8 protein-coding genes and 1 pseudogene are annotated in these 6,277 nt (G+C 37.7%); 5 read left to right on the forward strand and 4 right to left on the reverse strand.

The window, feature by feature from the left end:
• From AC6F75_RS00975 to AC6F75_RS00985, 3 genes are all read right to left on the reverse strand, one after another.
• Positions 1-356: carboxyvinyltransferase (locus AC6F75_RS00975; RefSeq protein WP_500713058.1), on the reverse strand; the 356-nt coding region annotated here is incomplete at its 3' end.
• Between the two features lie 12 nt (positions 357-368).
• The gene (locus AC6F75_RS00980; protein WP_500713059.1) at positions 369-1,007 is read right to left on the reverse strand and encodes a DUF4290 domain-containing protein; all 639 of its coding nucleotides are present in this window, start codon (positions 1,005-1,007) and stop codon (positions 369-371) included.
• 70 nt (positions 1,008-1,077) lie between these two features.
• A complete protein-coding gene (locus tag AC6F75_RS00985; RefSeq protein ID WP_500713060.1) occupies positions 1,078-1,368 on the reverse strand; it encodes a DUF493 family protein in 291 nt (96 codons plus the stop codon).
• A gap of 93 nt (positions 1,369-1,461) precedes the next feature.
• On the opposite strand from AC6F75_RS00985, the gene AC6F75_RS00990 reads away from it, so the two are divergent.
• From AC6F75_RS00990 to AC6F75_RS01010, 5 genes are all read left to right on the forward strand, one after another.
• A complete protein-coding gene (locus AC6F75_RS00990) occupies positions 1,462-2,007 on the forward strand; it encodes an AAA family ATPase (protein WP_500713061.1) in 546 nt (181 codons plus the stop codon).
• Complete coding sequence (locus tag AC6F75_RS00995; protein ID WP_500713062.1) at positions 2,004-3,896, forward strand: RecQ family ATP-dependent DNA helicase; 1,893 nt, start codon at positions 2,004-2,006, stop codon at positions 3,894-3,896. Before AC6F75_RS00990 ends, AC6F75_RS00995 begins: the two co-directional genes overlap by 4 nt.
• Positions 3,896-4,843, forward strand: a complete 948-nt coding sequence (gene fmt, locus AC6F75_RS01000; protein ID WP_500713063.1) for a methionyl-tRNA formyltransferase — start codon at positions 3,896-3,898, stop codon at positions 4,841-4,843. Before AC6F75_RS00995 ends, fmt begins: the two co-directional genes overlap by 1 nt.
• A gap of 186 nt (positions 4,844-5,029) precedes the next feature.
• Positions 5,030-5,302, forward strand: coding sequence for an HU family DNA-binding protein (locus AC6F75_RS01005; RefSeq protein ID WP_500713064.1), 273 nt, complete (start codon positions 5,030-5,032; stop codon positions 5,300-5,302).
• 294 nt (positions 5,303-5,596) lie between these two features.
• On the forward strand, positions 5,597-6,151 hold the full coding sequence (locus tag AC6F75_RS01010; protein ID WP_500713065.1) for a YqgE/AlgH family protein: 555 nt from the start codon (positions 5,597-5,599) through the stop codon (positions 6,149-6,151).
• Here AC6F75_RS01010 and AC6F75_RS01015 read toward each other — a convergent pair.
• Positions 6,144-6,277, reverse strand: a pseudogene (locus AC6F75_RS01015) (aminotransferase class IV); the annotation flags it as partial. The gene AC6F75_RS01010 and the pseudogene AC6F75_RS01015 overlap by 8 nt on opposite strands.

Raw genomic sequence — 6,277 nt, forward strand, 5'->3', positions numbered from 1 at the left:
CCGGGTCGTGGAATATAGCCTTTTCCAAAACGCGCCAACAATGGCCCTACAATCATAATTGAACCTCTAAGCGAGCTTCCTTCCTGTTTGAACAATTCAGACTCCAGATATTTAAGGTCCAATTCATCGGCTTGAAAAATAAAATGCCCTTTGCCTTGCTTTTGAATTTTAACCCCCAAATGTTCCAGTACGGAAATGAGTTTGTTGACATCAATAATGTCAGGGATGTTTTTTATTTCTACTTTTTCGGGGGTTAATAAAACAGCACAAAGGATTTGAAGCGCTTCATTTTTTGCGCCCTGTGGGTGGATTTCTCCCTTTAGCTTATGACCGCCTTCAATTTTAAAAATACCCATAAATGATTTTACTTAATAGCGCTTGCGTGGCCTGTTTTTGAAATTTTTCTTTGTTGTAGTTCCGTTAGTATATTTTTTCTTGCTTTTCATAAGATCTGTGGCATTAGACAAGTCTTCATTGCCTTCTTTCAGGTTGATTTTTCCGTCTGAAAGTTCAAACAAATGACCAAAAATCACCTCATCTTCAACAGTGTCTTTGTTCCAGTTGAGGTAGGACTTTTTCATATGATTGGCAATAGTGAGCACCAAAGCTTCCTTTTTATCCCCATCTTCCCATTCATTGGCCACATCAATCATACGCTTGATGTTGTTTCCATAAAAACGGTATTTGGGGAAGTTTTGAGGGTAATCCAAAGGTTCCGGCCTTTCCATCAATTCTTCTTTTGTGGGGATGGGAAATGGCGAGTCCACTTCCAGTTTAAAATTTGAAATGATGAACAACTGGTCCCATAGCATAGGTTGAAAATCGGGAACATCCCTTAAATGAGGGTTTAAATTTCCCATTACGGCAATGATGCTTTTGGCAATTTTATTGCGCTCCTCACGGTCTTCAATAGTGACCGCATGGTCAACCATTTTTTGTATGTGGCGGCCGTATTCAGGAATGATAAGCTTTGGCCTTTCGGTGTTGTATTCTAATTGATCTATCAAAATTGTAATATTTTAGTGTAGTAAATAATTAATGTGCAAAGTAGTAAAAAATTGTTTCTTTTATGTCAAGCTAAAGTGAAATTATTCCCTCAATATAAGAAACTTCAAGATATTTTTCAATAACATTATTGGGGTTTTTCATTTTTACCTTTACGGAAATGCTTATGTAATTGCCGTTTGATGAAGTTTTGGTTTCAATTTGGGCTTGGTGATTATCAAAAGCTTGTTTTACCTGAGCTACTTTTTCATTGTCTGAAGGCACAATAAATTTAAACAAATATTGAGACGGCCAAAGCGTATTGTTTGAAAGCTGTTCTTTTAAACGATTGTAAAATTCTTCCGATTTTTGATCTTGTTGCATTGCAATTCTTTTGAAGTGAAACAAATCGGTTGCAAAGATACGACTTCGGTTTCAATTCTTTTTCCGTATTTTGTATTTTAAAACATAGAGCCGTTGAACCTAAAACGCATTGTCATTACCGGAGGTCCCGGAACCGGAAAATCAACCCTGATTAAATTGCTTGAAAAAAGCGGTTATCCTTGCCTGCATGAAGTGTCACGCGAAGTGATTTTACAAGCCAGAAAAGAAGGTCACGAACAACTTTTTCTAAATAATCCCATGCTCTTTAGCGAAAAATTGATTGAAGGCAGGATCAAACAATTCAATCAGTTGACTGAATTCAATCAACAAAATGTTTTTTATGACCGCGGTTTGCACGACGTGATTGCTTACCTCAACTACATTGACAGCACTTTTCCCGAAGAAATGCACCTGGCCTGTGAGAAGCATTGCTATGATTTGGTTTTTATTCTTCCGCTCTGGAAAGAAATTTACACCACCGATAATGAACGCTACGAAAGCTTCCGCGAAGCTGAAAAAATTCATTTTCACCTTGAAAACACCTATAAAAGTTACAACTACTCCCCCATTGAAGTTCCCAAATTGCCTGTAGAACGACGACTTTCATTCATTCTTGAAAACGTAAAAACTAAATTATGAACCCCGCTGATGTTTTATATCAATACTGGGGTTTTAGAAACTTCAGGCCGCTTCAGGAAGAAATCATAGAAAGTGTCCTGGCGAAACAAGACACCATTGCCCTGCTTCCCACAGGTGGCGGAAAGTCAGTTTGTTTTCAAATTCCGGCGATAATCGAAGATGGTATCTGCATCGTGATTTCACCATTAATCGCTCTGATGAACGACCAGGTAAACGCTTTGAATAACTTAGGCATTAAAAGCATGGCGCTCTCCGGAAAAATATCTTACAGCGACTTGGACCGGATGCTTGACAATTGTATTTACGGCAACTATAAGTTTCTCTATCTGTCTCCCGAAAGGCTACAACAGGAACTGGTTCAACAACGCATTGAAAAAATGAACGTCAACCTCATTGCCGTTGACGAAGCACATTGCATTTCACAATGGGGCAATGATTTCAGACCCGCTTATAAAAACATCGTGTTGTTAAGAACGATTAAACCCGAAGTACCTTTCATTGCATTAACAGCTACGGCAACACCGGATGTTTTAAAAGATACCATTAACGAACTTCAACTTAAAGAACCTGAAGTTTTTCAAAAATCCTTTTACAGGGAAAACCTGGCCTATCTGGTTTATAGGGAAGAAGACAAACATTACCGCCTGCTCCAACTTCTAAAACCCGGCGAGCCGGCCATTGTTTATGCAAGAAACAGGAGAAATACAGAGGAAATCAGCAATTTCCTTAACAGAAACGGCTTTGACAGCACTTTTTTTCACGGAGGTATTACTTCAGAAGACAAGAACAAAAAACTGGCCAACTGGCTCAATGAAACCACGCCGGTGATGGTGGCGACCAATGCTTTTGGAATGGGGATTGACAAACCCAATGTGCGAACGGTCATTCATATTGACCTGCCGGAAAGCCTTGAAAGCTACTTTCAGGAATCGGGTCGTGCCGGAAGGGACGGTCAATATTCAAAAGCGATACTTTTATTTAACGATTCAGATAAATTACAAGTTAAGAGTCAATTTTTAAGCAGTTTGCCTTCGGTTGATTTTCTAAAAGTGATATACAAAAAGTTGTGTAATCATTTTTTTATTGCCTATGGTGAAGGGGAATTTGTAACTCACGATTTCAATTTTGAGAAGTTTTGCCTGAAATATGAGTTGCACACCATAAAAACCTACAACGCCATTCAAACTTTGGACAGGTTGAGTATTATCAAACTTTCATTTGAGTTTGGAAGAAAAACAGATGTGCAGTTTTTACTTTCATCAGATCAAACAATCCGGTATCTGGAAAGCAACTTGAAAAAATCGATTATAGGGAAAACAATCCTACGGCTTTACTCCGGTATATTTGAAAGGGAAGCGTCCATCGATTTGGAACTCATAGCCTCAAAAAGTGGGCAATCCACTGAAGACATAATCAATGTATTAAAAGAGTTTGAAAAAGATGGAGTCATCAAGTTAAACCTGTTTAACACAGATACCACACTCACTTTTATTGAACCCCGCGAAGACGATAGGACCATAAACCGCATTGCAAAAACCGTGGAGTTACTAAACAAATTAAAAACTGAGCAAGTTCAGGCTGTGCTGGGGTTTATAGAAAACAAAACCGTTTGCAGAAGCATTCAATTGCTTCAGTATTTTGGGGATTATTCTGATGTGCCCTGCGGAATTTGCAACGTTTGTGCAAAGCAACAATCGTTTCCGACTGAAAAGGAAATCAAACTTATAGCCGGTGAAATCCTGTTACTTCTGGAAGAAAGTATTTTAAGTTCGCGTGAAATTTGTGAAAGCCTTACTTTTGCAGAATCAAAAGTTATTTTTGTGCTGCAAAGCCTTTTGGAAAACAAAAAAATAACCCTTACACAAAACAACAAATACACCCTGAAATAATGACCGGATTAAAAATTGTTTTTTACGGAACCCCAGATTTTGCTGTGGCAACACTCAAAGCATTGGTAGAAAACGGCAAAAATGTTGTTGGAGTGGTCACTGCTCCCGACAAGCCTGCAGGAAGAGGCAGGAGTTTAAAACAATCGGCGGTGAAGGAGTATGCTTTGAGTCAAAACTTAAATGTATTGCAACCGATAAGTTTAAAGAGTGATGAATTTCAGGCAGCACTACAAACGCTTCAACCTGACTTGCAAATTGTGGTAGCCTTTAGGATGTTACCGGAACGTGTTTGGAAACTTCCAAAAAAGGGCACCTTTAACCTGCATGCTTCCCTGCTTCCGCAATACCGTGGTGCGGCACCCATCAACTGGGCCATCATCAACGGAGAGACAAAAACCGGGATCACTACCTTCTTTATAGACGATAAAATCGACACCGGGGAAATCATTCTTCAAAAAGAAATCGAAATAACAAATACTGACAATGCCGGAACATTGCACGACAAATTAATGGTTGCAGGAAGCCAATTGGTACTGGAAACCGTCAGGCAAATCGAGGGCGGGAAAATTGTGACACAAAAGCAACCACAATCAAAAGACCTGAAAACCGCCAATAAACTCAACACTGAAAATACTAAAATCGATTGGAACAAAACCGGAAATGAGATTTATAACTTTATTCGCGGGCTGAGTCCCTATCCTACTGCCTGGTGTTATTTTAAGCAAGATGCCGAACCCGTTTCCATAAAAATATACAAGTCGTCTTTTGAAAACAGTTTCCATAACACCCTCTCCGGAACAATTTTTACAACCAGAAAAGAATTGAAAGTTGCGGTAAAAGACGGCTATATATATATTGAAGAAATTCAGTTTCCGGGAAAGAAAAAAATGGACATCATATCCTTTTTAAACGGGTTTGAAGTTAAGAAACAAGCTGAAGTCTATTGATTACTTATGTTTGCAGATTTTGTCAAAAAATCAAACAAAAGCCCTCAAGTTTATTAACAATGCGTATAAGTTATTAACAAAAAGTCTGTTTTCCCCCGTTATTACTTGCATGAACCGATAATCCGATTAAATTTGTAGAGCGAAATAATTTAAGTTTAACCAACATTTTAATTTAAAAATCAAATTATGAACAAATCAGATTTAATTGATGCAATGGCTGCTGATGCAGGAATCACTAAAGCAGCTGCTAAAAAAGCCCTGGAATCTTTCCTTGGTAATGTTGAAAAATCCCTTAAAAAAGGAAACAGAGTATCTCTAGTAGGCTTTGGTTCTTGGTCAGTTTCTAAAAGAGCTGCAAGAGAAGGAAGAAACCCACAAACAGGTAAGACTATCAAGATTGCTGCTAAAAATGTGGTCAAGTTCAAAGCAGGTGCTGATCTTCAAAAATCAGTAAACTAGTTTAAACCTTAAAAATCTTATTTTCAAGCCCTGGCATTGTTCAGGGCTTTTTTGTTTGGAACAATTCACAAAAAAAATTTTCATATATTGTAAAAATTAGTTAGATTTAGTCTAAACTAACGTGATTTCGATAAAACATTAACACACACAAAAAAATAAATCTGTTTTATTTTCTTTGTGAATCTTAGTGACTTCGTGACTTAGTGGCATTTTTTTTCTTGCCACAAAGACTCAAAGTTACACTAAGGTTTGAACGATAAACCGAACTCACTTTAAACTTAAACTTTACTTCCTATGTTAAAACCAGACAAAGGACACTTATTGGTATCAGAGCCTTCTATCATTGGAGATATTTCCTTTAACAGAAGTATTGTCTTGTTAGCCGAAAACAATGAAAGTGGTTTTGTGGGTTTTATTTTAAACAAACCGTTGGAGTACACCATCAGCGATTTGATTCCTACAATTGATTCAGATTTAATTGTTTATAATGGAGGTCCTGTAGAACAGGACAATATGTATTTTGTGCATACTATTCCCGATTTAATTCCGAATAGTGTGGAAATTTCAAATGGCATCTACTGGGGTGGCGATTTTGATACCGTAACTCAATTACTGCAGTTTGGTAAAATCAACGCTGATGAAATCCGGTTCTTTTTGGGCTATTCCGGCTGGGATGTTGACCAATTGGAAAAAGAACTGGGTTTGAACAGCTGGATTGTTGTAAAAAACACCTATAAAAACGCCTTATTTCTAAAGGACAACGAATCATTCTGGAAAGAAAAAATGATGGAATTTGGTGGTGACTATGTCATCTGGTCAAACGCTCCTGAAAATCCTAATTTCAACTAAGCCTTATTTTCACATTCAACTTGGTGACCAAATCCCGGGCAACTTTTGTATTATAATTCTTTTTTCTGTATTTGGTAATCGGTTGAATACCTGTAATCACATTTGTAATAAATAGTTCATCGGCTT

The sequence above is a fragment of the Planktosalinus sp. genome (assembly GCF_059864935.1).